This is a genomic window from Lysinibacillus sp. A4, from assembly GCF_024919535.1.
GTDB classification, from domain to species: Bacteria; Bacillota; Bacilli; order Bacillales_A; family Planococcaceae; genus Lysinibacillus; species Lysinibacillus capsici.
In genome coordinates, this window is the sequence record NZ_JANWTB010000006.1 from 286,987 (window position 1) to 311,413 (window position 24,427).

General features: G+C 37.7%; 27 protein-coding genes and 1 pseudogene. 9 read left to right on the top strand and 19 right to left on the bottom strand.

All coding sequences use genetic code 11. The features are described 5' to 3' along the window. Positions 1-40: 40 nt before the first annotated feature. On the bottom strand, positions 41-322 hold the full coding sequence (locus NY607_RS14470) for an Fpa/YlaN family protein (protein ID WP_004224778.1): 282 nt from the start codon (positions 320-322) through the stop codon (positions 41-43). Positions 323-504: 182 nt separating this feature from the next. Here NY607_RS14470 and NY607_RS14475 point away from each other — a divergent pair, with 182 nt between their 5' ends. After that, positions 505-1,005 (top strand): molybdopterin-binding protein, encoded by a 501-nt coding sequence (locus NY607_RS14475; RefSeq protein WP_131521650.1) that lies wholly within the window; start codon positions 505-507, stop codon positions 1,003-1,005. A gap of 11 nt (positions 1,006-1,016) precedes the next feature. Continuing rightward, positions 1,017-1,220 (top strand): YlaI family protein, encoded by a 204-nt coding sequence (locus NY607_RS14480; RefSeq protein ID WP_004224776.1) that lies wholly within the window; start codon positions 1,017-1,019, stop codon positions 1,218-1,220. A 54-nt stretch (positions 1,221-1,274) separates the two neighbouring features. On the opposite strand, the gene NY607_RS14485 is transcribed toward NY607_RS14480, so the two are convergent. From NY607_RS14485 to typA, 5 genes are all read right to left on the bottom strand, one after another. Next, the gene (locus NY607_RS14485; protein WP_004224775.1) at positions 1,275-2,069 is read right to left on the bottom strand and encodes an ABC transporter permease; all 795 of its coding nucleotides are present in this window, start codon (positions 2,067-2,069) and stop codon (positions 1,275-1,277) included. Then, positions 2,062-2,829 carry an ABC transporter ATP-binding protein gene (locus NY607_RS14490; RefSeq protein ID WP_004224774.1) on the bottom strand — a complete coding sequence of 256 codons (768 nt, stop codon included), beginning with the start codon at positions 2,827-2,829 and terminating at the stop codon, positions 2,062-2,064. The genes NY607_RS14485 and NY607_RS14490 overlap by 8 nt, the downstream gene beginning before the upstream one ends. 1 nt (position 2,830) lies before the next feature. Next, the gene (locus NY607_RS14495; RefSeq protein ID WP_131521651.1) at positions 2,831-3,823 is read right to left on the bottom strand and encodes an ABC transporter substrate-binding protein; all 993 of its coding nucleotides are present in this window, start codon (positions 3,821-3,823) and stop codon (positions 2,831-2,833) included. Positions 3,824-4,038: 215 nt separating this feature from the next. Further along, on the bottom strand, positions 4,039-4,437 hold the full coding sequence (locus tag NY607_RS14500; RefSeq protein WP_131521652.1) for a YlaH-like family protein: 399 nt from the start codon (positions 4,435-4,437) through the stop codon (positions 4,039-4,041). Positions 4,438-4,467: 30 nt separating this feature from the next. Further along, positions 4,468-6,312 (bottom strand): translational GTPase TypA, encoded by a 1,845-nt coding sequence (gene typA, locus NY607_RS14505; protein ID WP_054549845.1) that lies wholly within the window; start codon positions 6,310-6,312, stop codon positions 4,468-4,470. A 138-nt stretch (positions 6,313-6,450) separates the two neighbouring features. Here typA and NY607_RS14510 point away from each other — a divergent pair, with 138 nt between their 5' ends. Continuing rightward, the gene (locus NY607_RS14510; protein WP_004224770.1) at positions 6,451-6,636 is read left to right on the top strand and encodes a DUF5325 family protein; all 186 of its coding nucleotides are present in this window, start codon (positions 6,451-6,453) and stop codon (positions 6,634-6,636) included. A gap of 42 nt (positions 6,637-6,678) precedes the next feature. Here the strand turns inward: NY607_RS14510 and NY607_RS14515 are convergent, their stop codons facing one another. Together NY607_RS14515 and NY607_RS14520 are read right to left on the bottom strand one after the other, a co-directional pair. Next, positions 6,679-7,473 (bottom strand): inositol monophosphatase family protein, encoded by a 795-nt coding sequence (locus NY607_RS14515; protein ID WP_004224769.1) that lies wholly within the window; start codon positions 7,471-7,473, stop codon positions 6,679-6,681. A gap of 212 nt (positions 7,474-7,685) precedes the next feature. Continuing rightward, a complete protein-coding gene (locus NY607_RS14520) occupies positions 7,686-7,883 on the bottom strand; it encodes a hypothetical protein (protein WP_004224768.1) in 198 nt (65 codons plus the stop codon). 126 nt (positions 7,884-8,009) lie between these two features. Here NY607_RS14520 and NY607_RS14525 point away from each other — a divergent pair, with 126 nt between their 5' ends. Continuing rightward, on the top strand, positions 8,010-8,636 hold the full coding sequence (locus NY607_RS14525) for a YktB family protein (protein ID WP_259419894.1): 627 nt from the start codon (positions 8,010-8,012) through the stop codon (positions 8,634-8,636). A 103-nt stretch (positions 8,637-8,739) separates the two neighbouring features. On the opposite strand, the gene NY607_RS14530 is transcribed toward NY607_RS14525, so the two are convergent. Together NY607_RS14530 and NY607_RS14535 are read right to left on the bottom strand one after the other, a co-directional pair. Continuing rightward, complete coding sequence (locus NY607_RS14530) at positions 8,740-9,027, bottom strand: UPF0223 family protein (protein WP_048394723.1); 288 nt, start codon at positions 9,025-9,027, stop codon at positions 8,740-8,742. A 20-nt stretch (positions 9,028-9,047) separates the two neighbouring features. After that, positions 9,048-10,007, bottom strand: a complete 960-nt coding sequence (locus NY607_RS14535; RefSeq protein ID WP_237899520.1) for an NAD(P)H-dependent flavin oxidoreductase — start codon at positions 10,005-10,007, stop codon at positions 9,048-9,050. 146 nt (positions 10,008-10,153) lie between these two features. Here NY607_RS14535 and NY607_RS14540 point away from each other — a divergent pair, with 146 nt between their 5' ends. Beyond that, complete coding sequence (locus NY607_RS14540) at positions 10,154-11,623, top strand: aminotransferase class I/II-fold pyridoxal phosphate-dependent enzyme (RefSeq protein ID WP_004224764.1); 1,470 nt, start codon at positions 10,154-10,156, stop codon at positions 11,621-11,623. A 230-nt stretch (positions 11,624-11,853) separates the two neighbouring features. On the opposite strand, the gene NY607_RS14545 is transcribed toward NY607_RS14540, so the two are convergent. Both NY607_RS14545 and NY607_RS14550 read right to left on the bottom strand, forming a co-directional pair. Continuing rightward, positions 11,854-12,531 (bottom strand): LrgB family protein, encoded by a 678-nt coding sequence (locus tag NY607_RS14545; RefSeq protein ID WP_259419895.1) that lies wholly within the window; start codon positions 12,529-12,531, stop codon positions 11,854-11,856. Continuing rightward, positions 12,524-12,970, bottom strand: a complete 447-nt coding sequence (locus NY607_RS14550) for a CidA/LrgA family protein (RefSeq protein WP_227744968.1) — start codon at positions 12,968-12,970, stop codon at positions 12,524-12,526. The genes NY607_RS14545 and NY607_RS14550 overlap by 8 nt, the downstream gene beginning before the upstream one ends. A 162-nt stretch (positions 12,971-13,132) precedes the next feature. Between NY607_RS14550 and NY607_RS14555 the strand changes: the two genes are divergently transcribed. The 3 genes and pseudogenes from NY607_RS14555 (at position 13,133) to NY607_RS14565 (ending at position 15,405) form a co-directional block, all read left to right on the top strand. Next, on the top strand, positions 13,133-13,258 hold the full coding sequence (locus NY607_RS14555; RefSeq protein ID WP_259419896.1) for a hypothetical protein: 126 nt from the start codon (positions 13,133-13,135) through the stop codon (positions 13,256-13,258). Between the two features lie 131 nt (positions 13,259-13,389). After that, positions 13,390-13,644: a hypothetical protein gene (locus NY607_RS24320; protein ID WP_396631596.1), complete on the top strand. Its 255-nt coding sequence runs from the start codon at positions 13,390-13,392 to the stop codon at positions 13,642-13,644. 236 nt (positions 13,645-13,880) lie between these two features. Further along, positions 13,881-15,405: pseudogene (locus NY607_RS14565) on the top strand (tripartite tricarboxylate transporter permease). 52 nt (positions 15,406-15,457) lie between these two features. Here the strand turns inward: NY607_RS14565 and NY607_RS14570 are convergent. The 5 genes from NY607_RS14570 to pdhA form a co-directional block, all read right to left on the bottom strand. Continuing rightward, positions 15,458-16,240 carry an SDR family NAD(P)-dependent oxidoreductase gene (locus tag NY607_RS14570; RefSeq protein ID WP_131521657.1) on the bottom strand — a complete coding sequence of 261 codons (783 nt, stop codon included), beginning with the start codon at positions 16,238-16,240 and terminating at the stop codon, positions 15,458-15,460. Positions 16,241-16,628: 388 nt separating this feature from the next. After that, a complete protein-coding gene (gene lpdA / locus NY607_RS14575; RefSeq protein WP_004224738.1) occupies positions 16,629-18,044 on the bottom strand; it encodes a dihydrolipoyl dehydrogenase in 1,416 nt (471 codons plus the stop codon). 5 nt (positions 18,045-18,049) lie between these two features. Beyond that, positions 18,050-19,387 (bottom strand): dihydrolipoamide acetyltransferase family protein, encoded by a 1,338-nt coding sequence (locus tag NY607_RS14580; protein ID WP_259419897.1) that lies wholly within the window; start codon positions 19,385-19,387, stop codon positions 18,050-18,052. Between the two features lie 47 nt (positions 19,388-19,434). Further along, entirely contained in the window at positions 19,435-20,412 is a 978-nt protein-coding gene (locus tag NY607_RS14585; protein WP_004224734.1) for an alpha-ketoacid dehydrogenase subunit beta, read from the bottom strand. Between the two features lie 3 nt (positions 20,413-20,415). Continuing rightward, the gene (gene pdhA / locus NY607_RS14590; RefSeq protein WP_004224731.1) at positions 20,416-21,531 is read right to left on the bottom strand and encodes a pyruvate dehydrogenase (acetyl-transferring) E1 component subunit alpha; all 1,116 of its coding nucleotides are present in this window, start codon (positions 21,529-21,531) and stop codon (positions 20,416-20,418) included. A 394-nt stretch (positions 21,532-21,925) separates the two neighbouring features. On the opposite strand from pdhA, the gene def reads away from it, so the two are divergent. Then, positions 21,926-22,483, top strand: coding sequence for a peptide deformylase (def, locus tag NY607_RS14595; protein ID WP_131521660.1), 558 nt, complete (start codon positions 21,926-21,928; stop codon positions 22,481-22,483). 41 nt (positions 22,484-22,524) lie between these two features. Here def and phnX read toward each other — a convergent pair whose 3' ends face one another. Further along, positions 22,525-23,337: a phosphonoacetaldehyde hydrolase gene (phnX, locus tag NY607_RS14600; protein WP_131521661.1), complete on the bottom strand. Its 813-nt coding sequence runs from the start codon at positions 23,335-23,337 to the stop codon at positions 22,525-22,527. Then, complete coding sequence (gene phnW / locus NY607_RS14605) at positions 23,327-24,427, bottom strand: 2-aminoethylphosphonate--pyruvate transaminase (protein ID WP_131521662.1); 1,101 nt, start codon at positions 24,425-24,427, stop codon at positions 23,327-23,329. Before phnW ends, phnX begins: the two co-directional genes overlap by 11 nt.

Genomic DNA, 24,427 nt, shown 5'->3' on the forward strand with positions numbered 1-24,427 from the left:
AAAAAACTCAAAGCGCAAAGAAGCGTTTGAGTTTTTCTTTTTATTTGTCTGTATACGCGTCGTGTAGTACAGAAAGTTCCTTCTCGAGTGAATCGAGAATTTCTTTGCCTTTTTCACGTTCAATCAATCCAAGCTTCACAGCAAAGTCAATTTCACGTGATAGACCGAACATTTGTGTATCTAATACTTCCTCATATAAAGGGCATTGTGGCATTGTTAAATGATCCATTTGTACTCGAATAAGGCGAGCAATCTTATCTGCATCAGCAACTAATAGCTCCAAAGCCTTCTCTTGAAAAGAAGTTTGTGATTTCGTATCCATGAGGACGCCCCCATTATCTGATATTTCTTCGATTCTATCTTAATAAAGTTTATCTTTTAGTCGATAAAAATGCAAGTGTCTTCATTGGAAAATAGAGATTTCGAATTATATTTCTTTATTATCTCTAGGCATTAGCGTTATACTATGTCATGGATATACAAGATTTGAGGAGGATTTCTATTATGGAAACAATAATTCCTATCACAGGTGCAGTCACATACCAACTAACATTAGATCCTACTGTGTGGATTTTCGATGATCGTAAATTAGATTTAAACACTTACTTCACTACTCAAAATGTTGAGGAAGATGCTGACGTCAAATATATGCGTGAAGTAGGAGCACACTGGTCACGTGAAATTATGGAAGGAGCAACATTCCCACCTACATTAAAATCAGAAAGGAAATTTGACCGTAAAGGAATGGAGACAGGTACATTTGGTATCGAATTAAGTCATTTCTTGAAGAATGCTGAAATTAAACCAGAAGCGACAACAATCGTCTTAACTTGCAAAGATGGGCAAGAATATCCTTTCACAATAGAAGAGGCTTATACACTTATTTTAAAATATAGCCAAGACGGTAAGCCTCTTTTAGAAGACGGTCCAATCCATGTATTACTAAGAGACGGTTCAAATATTGACAATCCTATTAAAAACGTATCAGCCATTCGCGCTGAATAGGAGGGAATGCAATGCGCGTTAAATGCGTTATTTGCGATACGATTCATAATTTAGATGATAATTTACCTTTAGCAAAAAAATTGCGTAATCGACCAATTCATACTTATATGTGCAATATCTGTCATGATCGCATTTCGGAAAATACTGTAGCACGAATGGAAACAGGCAATTTCCGTTTTTATCGTACTTCACCCCAGATGGATAAAGAATTTTAACTAAAGAACAGATTAAAAAGAGGTGCCTCTATTTTGAGACACCTCTTTTTTCTACTATGCATTATTTTTAATAATCGTCTTTTCAACTAATTCTACAACTTGATACATAATGGTAGCAAAAAAGGCAATGATCAGAAGTGACATAAGGACAAGGTTAAAATTAAATACTTGGAAGCCATAGATAATTAAATAACCAAGTCCTTTTGAAGCTACTAAAAATTCCCCTACAATAACCCCTACCCATGATAAACCAACATTCACTTTCAAGGTCGAAATGATCGTAGGAAATGAGGCAGGCAAAATGACCTCACGAAAGATTTGCCATCTTGTCGCTCCAAAGGTTTGTAAAACCTTACTATAATTTGGATCGACACCTTTAAATGCCGTATATACAACAATCGTTGTAATAATGATGGATATTAATGCACCCATAGCTATGATGGAAAAATAACCTGGACCGAGTGCAACAATCAAAATCGGACCAAGTGCAACTTTTGGCATCGCGTTTAAAATTACTAAATAGGGATCGAGTACTTTTGATAGTAACGGAGACCACCACAAGACAACAGCTATCAATGTTCCTAATAAAGTCCCCGCTAAAAAGCCAATTACGGTCTCCATTAATGTAACACTCACATGCAATGTTAAAGAACCATCGCTGACTTTTTCAATAAATGTATGCCATACATGAGTTGGCGAGCTAAAAATTAACCGATCAATCCATTCTAATCTTGAAAGCAGCTCCCATCCTCCAAAGAATAGCAGTAAAATAATAAGCTGATACACTCGAACATAGCGTTTTTCTTTTTTTAACAATTGCTGATATTGCTTAAATAATGTATTATCCAAGGCTCTCCAGCTCCTTCCAAATAGTTTGGAAAATATCTGCATAGGCTGGATGCTGTCTTACATCAAAAGGTGATAGTTCATTAAGGGCTTTAGGAATTTCAAACACCTTGTGAACTGTCCCCGGATTTGCAGAAAATAGAACTACACGCTCACTCATTGCGATTGCCTCGCCAATATCATGTGTCACAAGAATAGCAGTCTTCTTATAAGTTTTTAATGTTTCCACCACTAAATCCTCAAGCTTTAATTTCGACTGATAATCTAATGCAGAAAATGGTTCATCTAATAATAAAATTTTCGGGTTTACAGCTAAGGTACGGGCAAGGGCGACACGTTGCCTCATACCCCCTGATAATTCTCGAGGATAATTATTCCCCACATGCGGTAATCCTACTTCCTGTAATAACGCATTGGCCGTTACTTTATGTGTTTTATGACTTTTCTCCATTATTTTCAAGCCAATTGTGACATTTTCTTCAATGGTCTTCCAAGGAAATAAATAATCCTGCTGAAGCATATAGCCAATGCTTGATTGATTACTTGCTGATAGCTTTTCACCATCTATATAAACATTGCCTTCAGTGGCAGGGAATAATCCTGCAATAATTGATAATAATGTGGTTTTACCGCAGCCACTCGGCCCAATAAACGAAACAAACTCTCCTTCATGAATGGCTAAACTGATATCACGTAATACTTCCTTTGCCTGTGTACTTGAAAAATAACTATGGTGAATATTCTCCAGCTGTAAAAATTCCATATTACTCAGCAGCCTTTTTGGCAAAAGTAGTGTTCACAAGTTTTCCATACTCCACTCGTTGAGGAAGTTCACCTGCTTCCTCCATAATTGTTTGCAAGTTATCCCACTCTCCTTCATCAAGGATTGGGTCAGTAGCATAAGAGCCTTGTGCTTTATATCGCTCAATTACAGTTTCAATTATCTCTATATCCACATTTTCAAAATACGGTTGAATAATCTTTGCTACGTCAGCAGCACTCTCATTTTGCACAAAATCCTGTGCTCGTTTCAATGCATCTGTAAAAGCTTGAACAGTTGAAGATTCATCCTTTAAATAACTACTTTTGGCCATAAAGGACGTGTAAGGAAGATTACCAGACTCCGTTCCAAACGAAGCTACAATATAACCTTTTCCTTCTTTCTCAAAGACACTCGCAGTAGGTTCAAATAATTGAACATAGTCACCAGTACCTGATGCAAAAGCAGTAGCAATGTTGGCAAAATCAATATTTTGAATGAGCGTTAAATCATTTACAGGGTCGATGCCATGTTTTTTCAGCACGAATTCACCTGCCATTTGTGGCATTCCACCTTTACGTTGCCCCAAAAACGTTGAGCCCTTCAATTGATCCCACGAAAAATTATCTATCTTATCTCTTGCCACTAAAAAGGTACCATCCGTTTGTGTTAACTGTGCAAAATTTTGAATAGGATCATTTGCACCTTGTAATGTGACATAAATAGACGTCTCCGACCCAACTAAAGCTATATCAATTCCATCTGACAGTAACGCCGTCATCGTTTTATCGCCACCTGCAATCGTTTGTAGCTCAACAGAAAGACCCTCCTCCTCGAAGAAACCTTTCTCAAGTGCTACATATTGAGGCGCATAGAAAATTGAACGAGTTACTTCTCCTACTTTGACTTTTTCTAGCTCTGCTTTATTACATGCCGTCAAAGAAAGGAGTAACAAAGCAATGACACCTAATAATAAACCTTTTGTAAGCCAACGCATTCCCTTTCCTCCTTGATGTGTTGAAAATAAGCCTATCGACATTAACTTATTCACATAAGAAGATTTCGGTGCCTATCATTTTTTAATTTGTGTAGAGTGTGGGTGTTTTCTTCAGCTTGACTACAGGGAAAACGTACAAAAAAACAGCCTTAGCATTAAAACCGCTAAGACTGTTTATAACAGATAAAAAGTTCTTATTATAAAGTACGTAATTGTTATTGATTGGTAGCTTGTTGCTCTTCTCTTTTTTCACGCCAAAGTCTTGTTTTATAGACAATTAGAATTAAGGCCGCTACAATCAGACCTTCAATCATTGGTAAGAATAGGGCGAAGAATGTAAGCATGATACAACCTAAAAATAGGAACGCATAAATAATAATATTTTGAGATAACTTTAATTTCTTGGCAAAGCCTAGTTTATAGACAATGGCAGAAAGTACAAATACAAGAAGAAATACAACATAACCTGCTATTTCATAGCTTGGTAAATTTTCATATAAAAATCTAGTGATACCAGCCATTCTCCCATAAACTCGTGTTGTTTCATCTGTACCTGCCTGTGCAGCAACTTGAATAACATTTAGTTCACCCAATAAAGCGGACTTCAGATCCAAGACTCCTCTTCCTTTCGTGGAAGCAAAAAATTATTGTTCAGCGTTTTTTAGTTTTTTCGCTATTCTTTCACGTTCATTTTTATCTAGAATTTGTTTACGAAGGCGAATAGATTCTGGAGTGATTTCTAAATACTCATCATCATTTAAGAACTCTAATGCTTCTTCTAGTGTTAATAGACGTGGCTTTTTAATAACGTTTGTTGCATCTTTTGTCGCAGAACGAACATTCGTTTTTTGCTTCATTTTTGTTATGTTTACAGTGATATCATTATCACGTGTATTTTCACCAACAATCATACCTTCATAAATTTCAGTACCTGGCTCAACAAATAGTGTACCACGGTCCTCTACCTGCATCATACCATAAGTTGTCGATTTACCAGTTTCCATTGATACAAGAACACCTTGGTGACGTCCACCAATACGGCCTGGAATATATGGTTGGTAACAATCGAATGTATGGTTAATGATACCAAAACCTTTCGTCATAGACATGAATTCTGTTGTATATCCAATTAAACCACGTGCAGGAACAAGGAATGTTAAACGTACTTGGCCATTGCCATTGTTCACCATATCCAACATTTCACCTTTACGCGTACCAATCGATTCAATAACCGAACCTACATTTTCTTCTGGTACATCAATTTGTACACGTTCAAATGGTTCACATTTTACACCATCAATTTCACGAATGATAACTTGAGGTTTTGATACTTGTAGTTCAAAGCCTTCACGGCGCATATTTTCAATAAGAATTGATAAATGTAGCTCACCACGTCCAGAAACCGTCCATGCATCTGGTGAATCTGTATCTTCTACACGTAGAGATACGTCCGTTTGAAGTTGCGAACGTAAACGCTCTTCTACTTTACGAGCAGTTACCCATTTCCCTTCACGACCTGCAAACGGTGAATTATTCACTAAGAAAGTCATTTGTAATGTTGGCTCGTCTATACGTAATGGTGTTAAAGCTTCTTGATGTTCCACCGGACATACTGTTTCCCCAACGTTGATGTCTTCCATACCTGAAACAGCAATTAAGTCACCAGCTTTAGCTGATTGGATTTCTTCACGTTTTAAACCAAAGAAACCAAATAGTTTCGTTACACGGAATTGTTTCACAGTCCCATCTAACTTCATTAAAGCAACTTGTTGCCCTACTTCAATTGTTCCGCGGAATACGCGTCCAATCCCAATACGACCAACATAATCATTGTAGTCAAGTAATGCCACTTGGAATTGTAATGGATCTGCTGAGTTGTCTACTGGTGCAGGAATTGCTTCAATTACCTTTTCAAATAGACATTGCATATTTTCTTCTTGTTTTGCTGGATCAGCATCAAGAGAAGCTGTACCGTTTACACCTGATGCATACACAACAGGGAAATCTAATTGATCATCATCAGCGCCTAGCTCGATGAATAATTCTAATACTTCATCTACTACTTCTAAAGGACGAGCTGAATCTTTATCAACTTTGTTTACAACTACAATCGGTGTTAACTTTTGTTCCAACGCTTTTTTCAGTACAAAGCGTGTTTGCGGCATACAACCCTCATACGCATCGACAACTAGTAAAACGCCATCTACCATTTTTAAAATACGTTCTACCTCACCACCGAAGTCGGCGTGTCCAGGCGTATCAAGGATGTTAATACGAGTTCCGTTATAGTTTACTGCAGTATTTTTTGCTAAAATTGTAATACCACGTTCGCGTTCAATATCATTAGAGTCCATTGCACGTTCTTCAACATGTTCGTTTGAACGGAATGTACCTGATTGTTTTAATAATTGGTCGACTAAAGTAGTTTTACCATGGTCAACGTGGGCGATAATTGCGATATTGCGAAGATCTTGACGTAAGTTTGTCATTATTCCACTCCATATTCTTTTTTCGAATGTTTAACTGTGATATTATAGCACAAGAAGGATAGAAATGTCCTTATTAGAATTTCCATCATTCTAAAAAATATATTTGATCGACAAATTTTTTATATAGGAGGCTAGGCTATGAATCGTGCAAAAATCGTAATGGCCATCTATGCATTGGCAGCTGTATTAGCAATGTGTTCTATCGGCTACTCTGTTGCAGCTAGTAATGTATTTGGTGTAATAGCTGGTATTGTGGCTACTTGTGTCATTTTCATGACAGCCTTTAAAATGAAGCGTAAACTACGTGCGCAAGGATTACTTTAAAGAACATAAAAAGGAGCTGTCTAATAAATAGACGGCTCCTTTTTATTCATATGGCACTATATATTTTTCTAATAATTCTTTATGAATAGCGGGATTAGCAATAATAAATGTATCCTGATGAAGGAAATCAAAGCCTTCACCATGTAGATTTGTAGCAACTGCTCCAACTTCCTGAGCAATGATGGTCCCTCCTGCAATATCCCATGGCGCTAAACGCATAGAGACATAGGCATCTAATTTGCCACTTACAACAAATGCAATTTCCATTGCTGCGGAGCCATAGGACCGAGTACCGCGGACTTTTCGAACCATATCAATCACCTTTTCATGGTGAATATGTCGATTAGGTGCGACCCAATGTGCATTTATGCCAATGACAGACTCCTCCATTGTAACAGACTGTAGTTTACGCAATGGTGAATCATTATACCATGCCCCTTGCCCCTCTATGGCACTAAATAAATCCTCCCGCATGACATCAAATATGTAACCTAACTTTCCTACGCCATTGACAAAAATACCGATAGAAATCATAAAATGACGATGCTGTTTAACAAAATTCATCGTTCCATCAATTGGATCAATAATCCAAACTACACCATCTAGTGATTTAACCTGTTCGCCCATTCCTTCTTCCCCTAGAATTTTGTGGGTTGGATCAAAGGCTTTAATTTGCTCAATAAAGAATAACTCCGTCTCTCGATCAATATTAGTAACGAGGTCATTTGCACCTGATTTTGTCTCAATTACTAGATTATACGAAAAAGCCTCCCGAATACGTCGCCCAGCTTCAAAAATAATATCTTTTGCAAATTTATCAATTTGTTGTAAATCCACTCATAACCCACCCTTCGAATATAAGAAAAGGCCTTTTATATAAATCGCTCTCGTATGTTTATGCTACCTTTTCCCACTACATCACAACTTTTGCTATATAAAACCTAGTACTACCTTATGATATAATTTCTATTTTACCCTTTGTCACAATAAAAATCACCTGCTGTCGGAATATTCAGCAAGTGATTTTTTAAATGGGTATTAGATTTTGATTACGCATAGGCGTGCAAACTTTCAAGTTCCATCTGAATTTCTGCCAGACGTTTTTTACTTTTTTCAATTTCCATGTCATTTTTTTCATTCATTGCTGCAAAGAGTGAAGCTAATTCATAATCTAATTCTAATTGTAAAATGTGCTCATATTGCTTTTCAATGTCAACTTTACGTATAATTTTTACGAACGGTTTCATAAAAAACACTTCCTTTTTTAAATTTTTTTACAAAAACTTTGCTCATTTGATAAAGTTCTTGTTATAAGATTTTTTCCCAAATTCAGCGTAAAATAAACCTTATAAAACGAAAGGAGTAAAATAAAATTGCCAAAAATAAAGTGGACAAACAAAGACTTTAAAGTTTTTACAATAGACGGTTTAGAACAGAGAATGGATGCTTTAAATTTACATGTACGTCCAAAATTTAATTCGCTAGGTGAAGATTTTTCAGCATATTTCTCTAGCCAATTAGGTGAAGAATTCTTCCCGCATGTGGCTAAACATGCTCGAAGAACCGTTAACCCTCCAAAAGATAGCTGGGTTGCCTTCGCCCCTTATAAAAGAGGTTATAAATCATTGCCTCACTTTCAGATTGGTCTATGGCACACACATTTATTCATCGTCTTAGCTATTATTTATGAAGCGCCTCAAAAAAATGTTATGGCTGAGCGTTTACTAGCTCATAAATCTTTAATTGAGCAGCTTCCCGATGATTTTATCGTGTCAGGAGACCATATGTCCCCTGAGGCTGTTTCTCTCGAAGAGGCAAGAGAAGACAAGCTTGAAGAACTGCTTATTCGCCTACGAGATGTCAAAAAGGGTGAGTTCTTAATTGGGCGTCATATTCCAAAAGAACAAGCAACCAAACTAACAGTAAGCGAATTACATCAATTAACAGAAGACACATTTAACTGCTTACTTCCTCTTTACAATATTATTGTTGGAAAATAGGCTAACCTTATAAAATTTTTTATTGATGTAGTTTATGCAATATGTCGTTTTTTAACACAAAAAAATAAAGAGTGGATGTGAGTTGATCTCACATCCACTTTTTTTAACGGCCATTTCTTGGGGTAACTTTTATAATCATTCCATCTTCGGCTTCCTTTGTTTGTTTTACAACTGGATAGCTAATGTAGCCACTCGCCTCTTCAAATTCGCGAAAAATTGATTTTTCCTCCGCTTGGGAAGGAACAATCTCTTTAAAGCGTCGATATTTAGCTAGCATAACTTCACGCTTGATGCCTTTTTCATAAGCTTTCTCAATTCCCTCAAAGAATTGAACAACATCCACAATCTCCTCTGTGGACCAATCAGTTGAAAACGGATAAGAGTATTCCATTCGACAAAACCACCTTTACGTTATTGCCCCCATTTTAACCGTATACTTTCAGCTTCTGCAACCATTCGCTTAATAAGGTCATCAACGGTTGGGATATCGTGAATCATTCCAGTCACTTGTCCAGCCCAGCCAAAGCCTTGATCCTTATCACCATCGTAAATAAAGCGTTTATTTGCTGAACCACTTATAAATTCTTTCAACGCCTCATATGTTGGTGTCTTTTCCTCAATTTCCAAAATCTTTTCAGTAAATTCATTGCGTAATGCACGAGCTGGTGCACCAATTGAGCGCTTAATAATGGTTGTATCTGCCTCAGTACTTGCAACTAGTGCCTCTTTATAAGCCTCTGAAGCATCAACACACTCTCGTGTTGCTATAAAACGAGTGCCCATTTCAATGCCTTCAGCTCCCAATGCATGAGCAGCCATCCAGCCCCGTCCATCGCCAATTCCGCCAGAAGCAATGACAGGAATACTTACACTATCAACAACTTGGGGAACAAGAACCATTGTACCGACATCATCACGCCCCAGATGACCGCCACCTTCTTGACCCACTACCATTACAGCATCTGCCCCAAGCTGTTCAGCCTTTTGAGCTTGTCTACGAGCAGCTACAAGGACTAATTTTTTTATCGCTGTGCCTGCCAGCAAATTAAATATAGGCGCTGGATTCCCCCCCGTCATTGTAACAACTGGAACTTCTTCTTCGATTGCCACACGCACCATATCCTCATAGCCTGTACCATGCATACCAATCGCAAAATTTACGCCAAATGGTTTATCTGTTAATGTTCTTACCTTATGGATCTCTGCTCGTAATAATTCAGGATCTCGTAAACTCATAGCCGTTATTTGCCCTAAACCACCAGCATTCGACACCGCTGCAGCTAAATCAGCATATGCTAAATAGGCTAATCCCCCTTGAATAATTGGATATTTAACCTGTAAAAGATCCGTCACACGTGTATTCCAATTCATAGTACCTCCCCTTTCGTACAATACTATTTTCTCGGTATCCTGAAAAAAATCCTTTTATTTTTTTAGGAAAAGCCTATTTTTTCGTGTCGTTAGGTGCTATAATTCATTTGTTTTCTTAGATATTATAAAGTGAGGTGGTACCTGCGTTGTCACAATTAGAGACTCCATTGTTCGACGTATTACTAAAACATCGGAACAGACATCCCATTCAGTTCCATATTCCAGGCCATAAGAAAGGGCAAGGGATGGATCCTGCTTTCCGAGAATTCGTCGGCGACAACGTTTTATCAATCGATTTAATTAATATTGCTCCACTAGACGATTTACATTCACCAAAGGGTGCTATAAAAGAAGCGCAAAACTTAGCAGCTGAAGCCTTTGGTGCTGATCATACATTCTTTTCCGTTCAAGGTACTAGTGGCGCCATCATGACGATGATTCTGACCGTCGTCGGTCCAGGTGATAAAATTCTAGTGCCACGGAATGTTCATAAATCTATTATGTCGGCGATTGTATTCGCTGGTGCCATTCCAATTTTTATTCATCCTGAAGTTGACAGCGAATATGGGATTTCTCATGGCATATCCCCTGAAGCTGTTGAAAAAGCATTAAATGCTTACCCAGATACAAAAGCAGTACTTGTTATTAATCCAACATATTTTGGCTTTACAGCTGATTTAAAGCGTATTGTGGAGATTGCTCATGACCGTAATATTCCGGTAGTAGTAGATGAAGCGCATGGTGTACACATAAAATTCCATGATGACCTTCCATATTCAGCTATGGAAGCAGGTGCTGACATGGCAGCAACAAGCGTTCATAAGCTTGGTGGCTCCATGACACAAACGTCTATTTTAAATGTACGTGAGGGTCTTGTTTCTGCAAAACGTGTACAAGCTGTATTTTCTATGTTAACAACTACATCGACATCCTATCCATTACTTGCTTCACTTGACACAGCTCGACGTCAGCTAGCCATTCATGGATACGATTTAATTGACGATGCATTACGTTTAGCAAAGGATGCTCGTAAACGTATCAATCAAATCCCACATTTAAAGTGTGCAGGTAAGGAAAAGTTACATTCTTCTGCAACTTATGATATGGATCCATTAAAACTTCTGATTAGTGTGAAAGATTTAGGTATTTCTGGTCATCGAGCTGAGGAATGGTTGCGTTATAATGCCAATATTGAAGTCGAATTGTCTGACCTTTATAATATCTTATGTTTAGTGACTTTAGGAGATACAAAAAAGGAAATTAATCTTTTAATAAATGCGTTAACTCGTATGTCTAAAGCATTTGATTCTGAAGCGGCTATAACAGAGGCTTTGGTAAATGTTCCTGAAATTCCAGCTCTTGCCATGTCTCCGCGTGATGCTTTTTATGCAGATACAGAAGTCGTTCCTCTTGCAGAAGCAGATAACTGTATTTGTGCAGAATTTATTATGGTATATCCTCCTGGGATTCCTATTTTTATTCCCGGGGAAATAATTACTCAAGAAAATATTCATTATATTCAAATGAATATTGAAGCAGGTTTACCCGTTCAAGGACCAGAGGATACAACATTAAAAACAATTCGTGTTATCAAAGAACGTAAGCCAATTTTCTAAAAAATAAAAGCTAGCTCTTCAATAAGATGGGCTAGCTTTTATATTTATAAAATACAGATTAGTAAACATTCTCTTCATTACAAAATCGCTATAATAGAATATTATCTGAAGTATTTTTTTAGTTGATTTTCACAATGACTAACCGCTTCTAGAAATAACTAATTATTACAACAAAAGGGTTGTTCCTATCTTTTTTGGGACAGCTCCTTTTTCCACAAAGCACGATTCTATTATAAAAATAAATACACAAATAAAGGGCAGAAGAAAGCTCCGATAACAGCCGTTAAGCCCATTGATAAGGAACCAACTGATAATTCCTGTTCCCCATATTCTCTTAATTTCACAAGACCTACCCCATGTGAGGCACTTCCTACTGCCACTCCCCTACTCACAGCAGAGTCGATTTTACCATACTTAATGACTAACGGTCCGATAATGGCCCCTACAAACCCTGCAATCATAACGAAAACAGCCGTTAAAGGAGGAATGCCCCCAATCGTTTCGCTCACCTGCATTCCAACAGGCGTTGTTAATGATTTAGGTAAGGCTGTCAGCATCCAGCTTGGTTCTACACTGATCCATTTTAGTAACACAAAAATTGTCACTAAGCCTGTTATCATGCCGATTACAAGTCCTGATAAAATAGAATACTTATATTTCATAATAATTGCCCGTTGATTATAGAGAGGATATGCAAGTGCCACAACAGCTGGCCCAAGCATTTTCTGAAGCCATTCCCCACCTTGCATATAAGTTGAATATGGAATATCAAACACAAGTAAAATCACTGCACTGACAATCGTAGTCGTGACCAAGGGAATCATGATAGGATGGGGAAATCGTTGATAGAGCTTTGTAAATAAAATAAACATGATGATGGTGCTAAGGACAACCGTTACTTCAATCAACAGTCAATTCCCCCTTTCCTTCTTCTCCCGTAATTTTCGTACCTTCCTTTTTCGCCAATTCTCTTTTTTCAATGAGTTGTGTCAGCAATCCTGTTACATAAATAGAGATTAATGTACTAGCAATAACTGCTAGAATTATGAGCAGACCAGTGATTGACATGAGCTCTGGATAATCAATAACACCTACAGTTGCTGGAATGAAAAACAACGTTAAGATGCCAATTAAAAAACCTGCTCCATCTTGTATATATTCGACCTTAATAATTTTAAAATTGAGTGAAAGTGCTAATAAAAGTAAGCCAATGACACTTCCTGGAAGAGGTATGTGCAAATAAGAAACAATGCCAACCCCCATGTAATAGAAAATAGTAAGTATACCAATTTGCACAATAATCCGAACAACTCGTAACAACAACGCAGCAAAATTTTCGTTCAACATTTCGCCACTTTTCACCCCCTATATCGTTCATTCTACATCTGTAGGAATTTTCTGTCTATTATAATTTTATAAAAATAACAATCAAATGGAGAAATATCCAACCAATTCTATAAAACAGTATTAAAAGTCCTATTCTACAAGAACTTCATAAGACTCAAAAATATGAGTGAAGATGCGATTGCCTATTGGTCTGAAAAATTACAGGCAATGTCTGAATCAAAAGAATGGCAAGCTGAGGTGACCCGTAATGGTTGGCAAGCAGAATACCGGACATTCAAAATAAAATAATCATTGAACTACTAACAGCTCTTGGTATGCAAAAATAACGAATCGTTTTTTAAAAAAAGACACAAGTATTTCCATTAAATATAGAACTACTTGTGTAACTCTATTCTATTTTCAACGGAGGTGTAAAACGGTTGAGCTATACATTTGATAAAACATCTAGCATTATCCTCTTAGCACTTAGCATTTTGTTTATTTTTCAAGCAACTCAGATTTCTGATAGTGCTTATGGGTCTACAGTTGGGCCTAAAATTTTTTCATTAGGTTTAGGTATTATTTTAGATTTATTAAGTCTTCAATTATTTTATGAATCATGGAAAAAAGCTGTGAGAGAGCGAGTCACAGGAGGATCAACTACTTCTTCTAAAATAGCTTCAACAGAGCTCTAAAAGTTCTTAATCATTTTAGGTAGCGCTCTTGCGTATGTATTTTCCCTTGAAAAAATTGGCTATATAATCACAACATTTTTATTTTTGTGTATTAGTTTCCAAACAATGGAACTACTAAACTTACTTATTCAATTATTATTGCAGCTGGATTTTCACTCGGCATCTATTATTTATTTACAAGTTTACTAGGAGGATCATTACCTAGTTTCCCAATTTGTTAGTACAGGAGTGAACATATGTCAACATTGCAATTTTTAGCTGATGATTTTGCAGTTGCCCTTCAATGGCAAAACCTTTTATTCGCTCTTGTGGGTGTCATAATTGGTACATCAGTTGGTGTACTTCCAGGTATAGGTCCAATGAGTGGAGTTGCATTATTAATACCTGTTACAGCAACTATTACAACTGGACTACCTACTGAGGCTGCTGCTACAAGCTCCATTATTTTACTTGCAGGGGTATACTACGAGGCCATGTATGGTGGATCAACAACCTCCATTCTATTAAACACGCCTGGTGAATCGTCATCAGTTGTGACAACATTGGATGGCTATCAAATGGCTAAACAAGGCCGTGCAGGAAGTGCTCTTTCGATCGCGGCCATTGGCTCATTTTGTGCGGGCGTTGTAGCGCTACTAGGTCTGATATTATTGGCAAATCCATTGTCAAAATTAGCACTTAAATTTGGACCCGCAGAATATTTTTCTTTGATGTTATTAGGACTTGCAGTAGTTAGTGGCCTAGCAGGACGTTCTATTACCAAAGCTTTAATTATGACTGTTTTAGGGCTTATGCTCGGGACAGTTGGTATTGATGCCGTATCAGGTATCGAACGTTTTACATTTGGTCAGCCAATGTTGTTCTCCGGCATTGTATTTATAACTATCGCTGTTGGTTTATTTGCATTAGGCGAAGTATTTAAAACCATTCTTGAAAAAGAAGAAGAGGATGGTCAATTAGCCAAAATTAATTGTGTATTACCAACAAAGGAAGATTTAAAGGATAGTGCTGTTCCTATTGCTTGCGGCTCCTTATGAGGCTTTTTCATTGGCGTATTACCCGGTGCAGGTGCAACACTTGCCTCATTCATTTCTTATATTACTGAAAAAAATTTAGTAAAACACCCGAGCAATTCGGAAAAGGTCATATTGCGGGTGTAGCTGGGCCAGAATCAGCGAACAATGCTGCCTCAGGCGGTGCAATGATCCCATTACTAACATTAGGAATTCCCGACTCAGGTACTACTGATATTTTAATGGGTGCACTTATTATGTATAATATTCAGCCAGGTCCATTATTATTTGATGAACATCCTCAAGTTGCTTGGGGATTAATTGCCAGTATGTTCATTAGAAATTTAATGTAACTAGTATTAAATATGCCTTTAGTCCGCATTTTTGCCAAAATCATCGAAACACCTAAAAAATATCTATTGCCTATAATTATTGCCATTTCAATTTTTGGTGTTTATGCCGTGCAATTCGCCACATTTGACGTATTTTTATTAGTAGCTTGTGGTGTTCTTGGTTATCTATTTGCTAAAAATGATTACCCAGTAGCTCCCTTAGTCCTTGCACTGGTACTAGGGCCAATGATTGAAAATAATATGCGCCGTGCATTAACCATTTCGTATGGAGACTTTTCTACTTTTATAACAATGCCTTTATCATTACTATTTTTAGTGATTTCCATTTAATGGTACTTATACCACTGATTATGAAAATACGTGGTAAAAATGTTCTTATTAATGAAGAAGGGTAATTTTTCTTAAAGATCCACTATACTTCTATTTGTATAGTGGATCTTTACTATTTTATAATGCGTGACCAGAGCCACCATCAATATTAACAGCTGTTCCTGTAACATAGCTCGCCGCATCAGATGCTAAGAAAGCGATCACGTTTGCTGCTTCTTGTGTATCTCCTACTCGACCAAGTGGAATTGCTTGTCCCACTTTACGAGAATAATCTTCCCACGATAAATTTGGTGCTTCCTTTTTCCATTTCTTTTCGATTTGATCACTACGAATAAGTCCTATACATACAGAATTTACTCGAATATTATCCTTCCCTAAATCCTTGCTCATCGCTTTCGTCAAGGCAAGCCCCGCAGCACGGCTTACAGTAGTAGGAAGTGAGCTTGCAGGTGGAGTTTTAGCCATCACAGCAGTCACATTAACGATTGCACCGCCACCAGCCTTTCGCATATATGGAGCAGCATATTTTGAACAATGAATAGCACCAAATACCTTTAAATCTAAATCTGCCTGCCACAGCTCACTACTCACCGTTTCAAAGGAATTCGCTGAAGCTGTACCAGCATTATTAATAAGAATATCCACACGTCCAAAATGCTCTACAGTACGCTCAATGAGATACTTACAATCTTTTTCTTTTGTAATGTCAGTTGGAACAATTAATACATCTACGCCTGTTTCGTTTTTTATACATCCTGCAGCCACTTGCAGTTGCTTTTCACCACGAGCGCAAAGTACAACCTGTGCACCCTCTTTAACAAGCTGCATGGCTGTATAATAGCCAATTCCTTTACTCGATCCTGTTATAATTGCTACTTTCCCCGTTAAATTAAGCTCCATTATTAAATCCTCCCTTACTTTCTACAATGCTATCATTATAGCATTTATCGATTATTCAGAATAATCAAAGGAGCTTCTAAATGATAGAAATTCGATTTGAAAGCTATAATGACGGAATTTTTCATGAAGAGCTACTTATTACTTTTCATTATCATTAAAGCCTGTTATGGGAACAAGCTAATATAAAAATTAATTGTTCATAAAAAGATTTAGATTTCTAATGACGGTTTTTATAATAAAAATTTCCGTTTTTCACTTCAATCGGAGAGCACATTTTCGAGTTGTTACCCTTTCTTACTCACCCATCTGTTCTTAATAATACAGTGGCATCAAAAAAGGAGTGTAGATAAGCGAATGATCCCGCTTTATCTACACTCCTTTATTCAAATTATTTTTTCGCTACAATGTGGATTGGGTTGCCAAGTAATACTTCAGCAGTTTCCATTGTAATTTCACCTAATGTTGGGTGAGCGTGAATTGTTAATGCGATATCCTCAGCAGTCATGCCGCCTTCAATCGCTAAGCCCATTTCAGCGATCATATCAGATGCACCAGCACCTACGATTTGAGCACCAATTAATAAGCCATCCTCTTTACGAGCAACAAGTTTCACGAAACCTTCTGATTGGTTTAATGCAAGAGCACGACCATTTGCTGCGAATGGGAATTTCGCTGCAGTGTATTCAATGCCTTCAGCTTTTGCTTGTTCTTCATTGTAACCAACTGTCGCCATTTCTGGATCTGTGAAACATACAGCTGGCACTGCAAGATAATCAACAACTGATTTTTCACCCGCAATTGCTTCAGCAGCAACTTTACCTTCGTAAGATGCTTTATGTGCAAGCTGAGGACCTGCTACGATATCACCGATTGCATAGATGTTTGGAATATTTGTACGACATTGTTTGTCAACATTGATTAGACCACGTTCACCGAATTCAACTCCGATTTCAGCAAGGCCCATTTCATCTGTATTTGGACGACGTCCTACAGTAACTAATACGTAATCAGCTTCAACTTTTTTCTCTTCTCCGCCTACTTCATAAGTTACTACTACGCCGTTTTCAGTTTCTTCTACGCCTTTTGCAGATGCGTTAACTTCAATTTCAACGCCTTTCTTTTTAAGGCCTTTTTTCACGATTTGCGTCATTTGCTTTTCGAAGCCAGCTAAAATATCTTTTCCGCCTTCAATAATTGTTACTTGAGAGCCAAGGTTCGCATAAGCTGATCCAAGCTCAGTACCAATATAACCGCCACCGATAACAACTAATTTACCAGGTACTTCTTGTAGAGAAAGTGCACCAGTAGAATTTAATACACGATCAGTGAATTTGAATGTTGGAATTTCAACTGGACGAGAACCTGTTGCAATAATGACATTGTTAAATGTGTAAGTTTGAGCAGATTCACCATTGATGATACGCACTGAATGAGCGTCAACGAAATAAGCTTCACCTTGTACAATTTCAACTTTGTTACCTTTAAGTAAGCCTTCAACACCGCCAGTTAATTTCTTAACAACGCTGTCTTTAAATGCTTGTGCTTTTGAGAAGTCTAATTTCACATCAGAAGCGATGATTCCCATGTCATCTGAATGTTTAGCTTGCTCAAAACGGTGACCTACTGAAATTAATGCTTTTGATGGGATACAACCTACGTTTAAGCACACTCCACCAAGTACATTTTTTTCAACGATTGTTACTTTTTGGCCAGTTTGAGCTGCACGAATTGCTGCTACATATCCTCCAGGACCTGAACCAATGACAAGAGTATCTGTTTCGATTGGGAAATCTCCTACTACCATTTTTGTTACGCCTCCATTAATAATAATTCTGGCTCACTTAACAAACGCTTTAAATGATTTAAAGCATTTTGCGCAGTGGCTCCATCGATCATACGATGATCAAAGCTCAATGATAATGCTAACACAGGTGCGGCTACAATTTCACCATTTTTTATTACAGGTTTTTCTGAAATTCGACCAATACCTAGAATTGCTACTTCAGGATGGTTAATAACTGGTGTAAACCATTGTCCTCCTGCAGAGCCAATATTCGTAATGGACATGGAAGCACCTTTCATTTCATGTGGTGCTAGCTTACCTTCACGGGCTTTTGTCGCCAATTCATTAATTTCATTAGACACTGCAAATACAGATTTACGATCTGCATGCTTAATAACTGGTACTAGTAAGCCTCTTTCAGTATCTGCTGCAATACCAATGTTATAGTAATGCTTTTGGATAATTTCTTGTGTTGCATCATCTAAAGAGCGATTAAATTCTGGGAACTCGCGTAAAGTTGAAATAAGTGCTTTCACTACATATGGTAAGTATGTTAATTTAACACCTTTTTCGGCAGCGATATCTTTGAATTTTTTACGATGTGCTACAAGAGCTGTTACATCGACTTCATCCATTAGTGTAACATGAGGAGCCGTTTGTTTCGAGTGTACCATTGCTTTTGCAATCGCTTTTCGAATACCTGACATTTTTTCACGAGTCTCTGGGAAATCCCCCTCAAGAACTACTGGTGCTGCTGGTGTAGACGTTTCTTGTTGAACTGTATCTTCTGATGTTTCGATATTTGCAGTTTCAGCCTCTACAGTGCCACCACCTTTTAAGAAGTTTTCAATATCTTCTTTAAGGATTCGACCGTTTTTGCCTGTACCCTTCACTTCACGAATATTTACATCGTTATCACGGGCAAATTTACGTACAGAAGGCATCGCGATCACACGTTTTGTTTCATCAACTACTGTTTCCACTTTTTCTGGAGCTTTTTCTGGTGCCTTTTCCTCTTTAGCAGGAGCTTCTTCTACGTTCTGACCAGATTCAGCAGTTGCTTGAACTTGTGCCTCTGTTTTTGCTTCGGCATGATCGTCACCTTTTAGCTTTAAGTCTTCATAGCCAGGTGCGTCTAATCGGATTAAAACATCGCCAACTACGGCAACTGTTCCTTCTCCTACTAAAACTTCCTCTACTGTTCCTTCAACTGGTGAAGGGATTTCTACTACTGCTTTATCATTTTGTACTTCACAAAGAATATCGTCTTCTTTTACTGTATCTCCAGCTTTAACGAACCATTTCACAATCTCGCCTTCGTGAATACCCTCGCCAATATCCGGTAATCTGAATTCAAATGCCATGTGTACCCATCCTTTCTATTTACTGTTGTTCAAGTTTAGAAGCTTTATTAGAATGTTAAAACTTTTTTCGCTGTTTCCATTACATCTTTGTAGTTTGGTAACCAAACACCTTCAGCTTGTGGGAATGGGTACACAGTATCTGGTGCAGCCACACGAAGAACAGGAGCCTCTAAGCTTAGAATTGCACGCTCTGTAATTTCTGCTACTACGTTCGCAGCGATACCTGCTTGTTTTTGAGCTTCTTGGACAACGATTGCACGACCTGTTTTTTCAACAGATGCGATAATTGTTTCCACATCGATTGGTTGAATTGTACGTAAGTCAATTACTTCTACAGAATGTCCTTCTTTTTCAAGTTCTTCTGCAGCCTTTAAGCTTTCATGAACCATTAAACCGTAAGCAACAATTGTTAAATCAGTACCTTCACGTTTTACATCCGCTTTTCCTAGTGGAATTTCGTATGCTTCCTCAGGCACTTCTTCACGGAATGAACGGTATAGCTTTAAATGCTCTAAGAAAATAACTGGGTTGTCATTACGAATAGAAGAAATAAGTAAACCTTTTGCATCATATGGTGTTGATGGAACAACAACTGTTAGTCCTGGTTGTGCTGTCATTAAGCTTTCTAAGCTATCTGAGTGCATTTCAGGTGTGTGCACACCACCACCAAATGGTGAACGGATTGTTACTGGAGCATTGTAGACGCCACCACTACGGTAGCTCATACGTGCTAGCTGGCCACTAATCGAATCCATTACTTCATAAACGAAACCAAAGAATTGAATTTCAGGAACTGGACGGAATCCTTGAAGAGAAAGGCCAACTGCTAAGCCACCAATACCTGATTCTGCTAATGGTGTATCAAATACGCGGTCAACCCCAAATTCTTTTTGTAGGCCTTCTGTCGCGCGGAATACCCCACCGTTGACACCTACATCTTCCCCGAATACAAGAACGTTTTCATCATTCTTTAATTCTGTGCGAAGTGCATCTGTAATTGCTTGAATCATCGTCATTTGTGCCATAGGTTATTTCGACTCCTTCTCTTTATAGATTTCATACTGTTCTTTTAGATTAGATGGCATTTCGCCTTTATACATATTTTCCATTAATTCTGTTACTTTTTGTTTTGGAGCAGCATCTGCTTTTTTGATTGCTTCTTTAATTTCTTCTTTTGCTCGCTCAATAACTGCTTCTTCTTTTTTCTCATCCCATATACCTTTTGCTTCTAGGTATTTACGGAAGCGAACGAGAGGATCTTTTTGAGCCCATTCATTATCTGTATCAGAAGTACGGTAACGAGTTGGGTCATCCCCAGCCATTGTATGAGGACCATAACGGTAACACATTGTTTCAATTAATGTTGGGCCTTCACCATTAACCGCGCGCTCACGAGCATCACGAGTTGCTACATAAACTGCAAGCGCATCCATTCCATCTACTAAAATACTTGGTAAGCCTGCTGCTACACCTTTTTGTGCAATTGTTTTAGCAGCTGTTTGCAATTCACGAGGTGTTGAGATTGCATATTGGTTATTTTGTACGATGAAGATTGCTGGAGATTTAAATGCACCTGCAAAGTTAATGCCTTCATAGAAGTCTCCCTGAGAAGAACCACCGTCACCAGTATAAGTTACTGCAACAGCTTTTTTCCCGCGTTTTTTAATACCAAGTGCTACCCCAGCAGCTTGAATATATTGTGCTCCAATAATAATTTGTGGAGCTAAAACGTTTACACCTTCAGGAACCTGATTGCCCATGAAGTGACCACGTGAGAACAAAAATGCTTTTTCAAGAGGTAAGCCATGCCATACAATTTGAGGTACATCACGGTAACCTGGTAAAATCCAATCTTCTTGTTCTAATGCAAAGTGAGAAGCAAGTTGTGAAGCTTCTTGACCAGCAGTCGGTGCATAGAAGCCTAAACGTCCTTGACGATTTAATGAGATTGAACGTTGATCTAAAATACGTGTGTAAACCATACGTGTCATTAACTCAACTAGTTCCTCATCTGATAATTTCGGATCTGCCTCTTTATTTATAATTTCGCCTTCTTCATTCAAAATTTGAAACATTTCAAACTTATCTTCGATTTCAGTTAGCGTTTGTTTAGCATCAAAAATATTATTGTTTTTCTTGCTCATTTGTCACATCTCCCTTTCAGCTGTATTAAAATAAATCACCTTTTTAACTAGTACAACTTATTCTTGACACTCAGTATACTGAATAAAATACTGTCGGTCAATCATCTATTACTGCTATATACAAAGATTTTTTCTAGAATAACAATCAAACACCGCTGTCCTATACTGTATTACTAATATTCAAATTCTGTATTACAACACCTTACTCACACCATACAACTCTTACGTTTTCCAACAGGTTTTCCCCTAGTAGAATACCCCATTCTCGAAAATCTAATAGCATTAGAAAAATTTTTTGAGTATATTCAAATAAGGACTTTTTTCATGGGATTGTACGAAAACGTGATGTATACTTATTAGTAAGCACTACAAAGTTGAAAGGAAGATTACTATTATGATTTTAATGGATGATATTATCCGCGAAGGTCATCCGACTTTACGCACAAAAGCAGAGGAAGTTAAATTCCCTTTAACTGAAGAAACAAGAAAGCTTGCTGAGGATATGCTTCAATATTTAATCAACAGCCAAGATCCTGAAATGGCAGAAAAATATAATTTGCGTAGTGGCATTGGTTTGGCTGCCAATCAGGTAAATAGCTTACAGCGTATGTTTGCTCTTCATTTAAAAGATGAGGCTGGTGAACAATTAAGCTTTGTAGCCATAAATCCAAAGATCGTTAGCCATTCTGTTGAAAACACATACCTATCATCAGGAGAAGGTTGTCTTTCTGTTGACCGTAATATTCCTGGGTATGTACCTCGCCATGCACGTATCACAGTAAAATTTAAAACAGTTGATGGTGAAGAGAAAAAAATGCGCCTTAAGGGCTTGCCAGCGATTGCCTTTCAGCATGAATTAGATCATCTAAATGGCGTTATGTTTTATGACCGCATTAATGAAAAGAATCCATTTGCGGAAATACCAGATTCAATCCCATATGAGCGCGACTAAAAACAACCTCGGCAGTTTTTTACTTCTGCCGAGGTTAATTATTATTTATATTCTAATTGTCTATCCATATTTAACCGAGCATTGATCGTTTCAATTAATGCTGGCAACTCCGCCATTGTTTCAATTGTATAATGAGCGCCAGATTCTTCAAAAACACATTTTGTTTTCTCTATGATTTGTCGCTGTTCCTCTGAAGATAGGGCATTGAATTCTTCTTCGGATAGTCCCATTTCTGAGCTTCCAATAATAACGCCAACAGCCCAAACACCTGCATTTAAGGCTTCCTTTATATCTGATGTTGTATCGCCAACCTTCACAACTCGCTTCGTCGCTTGCGAACCTAATGCCTCCATATTTTTAAAAATCATATATGGATATGGTCGCCCTTTATCACCAACCTGTGTTGGTGTTACAAGAAAATCAGGTTGATAGCCCTTGTCAGTAGCATGCTTTGTCACTACTTCCATCATTGCATCTGTATAGCCAGTTGTAGAGCCTATTCGAATACCTGCATCTCTTAATTGCTGTACGGTTGTTTTCACGTGCTGGATAGGATCTGTATAGGTCGCCAAAGACTCCATTAATTTTGTTTCAAAATGATTATACAATACATGTACATCCTTTTCAGTAAAGGATTGTCCATGTACACGATGCCATTCTGCTTTAATTCTTGGCATTTCTAGCATGGTGCGGATATGATCAATTTTCAGCATCCCCATTGGTTTACGAGCCTCTTCCAGTGTAACTATTACACCAGCATCTTCAAAAATTGTTAAAAAAACATTAACAGGGGCAAAACAACCAAAGTCAACTGCTGTGCCTGCCCAGTCCAAAATAACCGTCTCAATTTTCATTGTTTTTCACCACCATATAATTTTCAATGCTTTCACATAATGCAAGAATATCTTCCTCATGAATATCACCAATATTGCCAATACGGAATGTATCGGCATCCGTCAGCTTACCTGGATAGATAACGAAACCTGCATTTTTTATTTCTTGATAAAAATGCTCAAAAGAAAACTCTTTATACGGGAATAAAAATGTTGTGATAATTGGTGATTGAAGCTCCTCCGAAATATACGCTTTAAATCCCAGCACTGACAAGCGAGAGCGAAGTAGTTGATTATTATACGCATAGCGTTTGTAGCGGGCATGAATTCCGCCTTCTTCATTCAACTCTTCAAGCGCCTTCGCAAAAGCTGCCACTACATGTGTAGGCGATGTGAAACGCCATTTCCCATCTTGCTTCATTACTTCCCACTGACTATGCAAATCTAATGCAACACTTCGAGCTTGTCCCTTACATTTTTCCAGTGCTCTTGTATTCGCGATAACAAAACCAAAGCCTGGCACACCCTGAATACATTTATTGGCACTACTAATACAAAAATCAATATGCAAGCTTGATAAATCCATTGGTACGCCTCCAAAGCTACTCATGGCATCTACAATAAACGTTTTGTTGAACGAATGAACAACTTCCCCAATTTCTTTAATAGGATTTAAAATACCAGTAGTCGTCTCACAATGTACGAGAGCTACATGAGTAATACTCCTATCTCTTTCAAGGAAGGATTGAACTTCTAACAAGGAGGGCTGTTCATCAAAAGGAGCACTATAAACAACATGCTGTAACTTTAAGGCTTTAGCCATTTCAACAATTCTTTCACCATAAGCACCATTTGTTAGTATCAGCAACTTATCATTTTCACCAATTGCTGTTGTGAGTACAGACTCTACTACAAAGCTTCCACTTCCTTGCATTAGTACCGTAGTGTAATCAGCTTCATCAACTTTTGCTAATTTTAAGAGTTGCTTACGAATCACTTGTGTCACATTTTTATAATCATCATCCCATGTACAACGATCTTTTAACATTTCTCGTTTCACTGCTTCAGTTGTTGTCAATGGACCTGGCGTCAATAATTTATAGTTACTCAT

Bases quoted from the DNA above. Each gene is read 5' to 3' on its own strand.
- NY607_RS14470 (WP_004224778.1), bottom strand. From the start codon at position 322: ATGGATACGAAATCACAAACTTCTTTTCAAGAGAAGGCTTTGGAGCTA.
- NY607_RS14550 (WP_227744968.1), bottom strand. From the start codon at position 12,970: ATGTTGAACGAAAATTTTGCTGCGTTGTTGTTACGAGTTGTTCGGATT.
- phnW (WP_131521662.1), bottom strand. From the start codon at position 24,427: ATGAGTAACTATAAATTATTGACGCCAGGTCCATTGACAACAACTGAA.
- phnX (WP_131521661.1), bottom strand. From the start codon at position 23,337: ATGAAAATTGAGACGGTTATTTTGGACTGGGCAGGCACAGCAGTTGAC.
- NY607_RS14570 (WP_131521657.1), bottom strand. From the start codon at position 16,240: ATGGAGCTTAATTTAACGGGGAAAGTAGCAATTATAACAGGATCGAGT.
- def (WP_131521660.1), top strand. From the start codon at position 21,926: ATGATTTTAATGGATGATATTATCCGCGAAGGTCATCCGACTTTACGC.
- NY607_RS14520 (WP_004224768.1), bottom strand. From the start codon at position 7,883: ATGAAACCGTTCGTAAAAATTATACGTAAAGTTGACATTGAAAAGCAA.
- pdhA (WP_004224731.1), bottom strand. From the start codon at position 21,531: ATGAGCAAGAAAAACAATAATATTTTTGATGCTAAACAAACGCTAACT.
- NY607_RS14555 (WP_259419896.1), top strand. From the start codon at position 13,133: ATGAGTGAAGATGCGATTGCCTATTGGTCTGAAAAATTACAGGCAATG.
- NY607_RS14480 (WP_004224776.1), top strand. From the start codon at position 1,017: ATGCGCGTTAAATGCGTTATTTGCGATACGATTCATAATTTAGATGAT.
- NY607_RS14580 (WP_259419897.1), bottom strand. From the start codon at position 19,387: ATGGCATTTGAATTCAGATTACCGGATATTGGCGAGGGTATTCACGAA.
- NY607_RS14510 (WP_004224770.1), top strand. From the start codon at position 6,451: ATGAATCGTGCAAAAATCGTAATGGCCATCTATGCATTGGCAGCTGTA.
- NY607_RS14475 (WP_131521650.1), top strand. From the start codon at position 505: ATGGAAACAATAATTCCTATCACAGGTGCAGTCACATACCAACTAACA.
- lpdA (WP_004224738.1), bottom strand. From the start codon at position 18,044: ATGGTAGTAGGAGATTTCCCAATCGAAACAGATACTCTTGTCATTGGT.
- typA (WP_054549845.1), bottom strand. From the start codon at position 6,312: ATGACAAACTTACGTCAAGATCTTCGCAATATCGCAATTATCGCCCAC.
- NY607_RS14490 (WP_004224774.1), bottom strand. From the start codon at position 2,829: ATGGAATTTTTACAGCTGGAGAATATTCACCATAGTTATTTTTCAAGT.
- NY607_RS14530 (WP_048394723.1), bottom strand. From the start codon at position 9,027: ATGGAATACTCTTATCCGTTTTCAACTGATTGGTCCACAGAGGAGATT.
- NY607_RS14495 (WP_131521651.1), bottom strand. From the start codon at position 3,823: ATGCGTTGGCTTACAAAAGGTTTATTATTAGGTGTCATTGCTTTGTTA.
- NY607_RS14535 (WP_237899520.1), bottom strand. From the start codon at position 10,007: ATGAATTGGAATACACGTGTGACGGATCTTTTACAGGTTAAATATCCA.
- NY607_RS14585 (WP_004224734.1), bottom strand. From the start codon at position 20,412: ATGGCACAAATGACGATGATTCAAGCAATTACAGATGCACTTCGCACA.